The 1,543-nt window shown below is 52.0% G+C and carries 1 protein-coding gene; it reads right to left on the reverse strand.

Features of this window, described 5'->3' with window-relative positions; translation table 11 throughout:
- Nucleotides 1-209: 209 nt before the first annotated feature.
- A partial coding sequence (gene acsC, locus HW443_RS11135) for an acetyl-CoA decarbonylase/synthase complex subunit gamma (protein WP_176238217.1) occupies nt 210-1,543 on the reverse strand: 1,334 nt, incomplete at its 5' end.

Here is a 1,543-nt window from a genome sequence, read left to right on the forward strand (position 1 = left end):
CTCCCTTGTGTGCTCCCCAGGTGGGGGCGACAGTTCGTGGTGCTGAAAGGTGCTGGGCTCAGACTCCTTCGCGGGCTTCTTGCACCAGAGAAACACCGGCCTCTGTGCAGACCCGTGGCAGACAAGAGTATAGCGTATTGCGACACAATTTTCATGCGACGTGGTGCGCCGCGGCGCATGGGCGATTCCTTAGAAATAACTAAGCAGTCTTATGCTACATTCTCCCGACGCTTTTTCAACTCATTCAGGTAATTAGGTATGTCGACCGCTTCCCTTGGTCCCACAAGAATTTCCCAGTCTGGCAATTCTTCTTCCAAATCGCCTTTGATGCGAGCGACATACCCGGGAAGAACCAACTGCTTGTGAGTCACCTTATCGGCCAAGGCCTGCTTTTTAACCATTTCCGCGATTGTTTCCGGGCCAAAGGTGCCTGTTGACCAGGCTGCCAGAACACACAAGCCGCCGGTATCTTGGCAGCACAGGAAAACTGGCAGTTTGCTGTTTTCAACTTCGCCGGCCACAGCGTAATATGTCAGGGCAAAATTGGTGGTGACTAACACCGCGGCGCTCTCATCAGCTTCGTTAAAACCATAGACTTTGCTTTCCACAGCAGGCGGCACGCGCGGGTCGGTATAAATGTTCTGACGCACCGTCAGTAATACCTGAAAATTTTCGGATGAGATATCATCCAGCACAATAATACCGGCGTACTTAGCTACGCCTGCGACAGCCAGCAACATTTGCTGTTCTAGGTCAGATGTTACTCTGGCAGCTAGGAACAAGGTCGGGAAACCAAAAGGCCTGAATTTATGAAGCAGAGCAGCTCGGCGGATCATAGTCTGATCCCGCACAAGCTCAACCAAGCTGCCGGAACCAGGATCGAGCACAAGATTTTCCAGACCGGCTTCCTTCAGCTTGCCGACTAAATTCGCTAGATTATCCAAGCCGTCCGCACTGGCGCAGACTACTGCACTTTTGGCCAAGTGAGGAACAACTTGCGCATAATTGCCGTCAGTAACGCAAACAAGCGGGTTTCTGGACTTGCTTGCCTCATAAGCCGACAATAAAACTTCAGGCTCTGCCGCCAGCAGAATCAGCCCGGCGTCAGTCTCAGCCATTACCTTCTGCACCAACTGCAGATACTTTCCACCGTCGGTGCTCGTATGGCTTAGAGCGACTAGATCAAAACGAGAAAGCTTGTCAAGCCTTTCAAACTGCCAACCAATCTTGGCAATCTTGGCGGAGCAAGACTCCTCATCCTCCCCGTCCGCAATCAACAATGCCATGCCGGGAGCACGGAAAAATGTCTTCTGGTGACGAAACATGACTTCCTCTTCCCCAATAGCCACTTGCCGAGCGCCTGTACCGATAAAAACCTGCCTGATTGGCGGCTGCAGCATGTCTTCCAGCTGCAGCCGAACTTCGGCGGAAAGGTAAGTGCACTTATCCAGAGTGATTCCGGCGTTGGCCAATTTCATAGCAAAAGCAAAACAGGTGGCCAAACCGCATTCCTTGCAATTTTTCTTGCCGTTTTCCGGCAACA

The sequence above is a fragment of the Candidatus Hakubella thermalkaliphila genome (assembly GCF_013281975.1).
Classification (GTDB): Bacteria; Actinomycetota; Humimicrobiia; order Hakubellales; family Hakubellaceae; genus Hakubella; species Hakubella thermalkaliphila.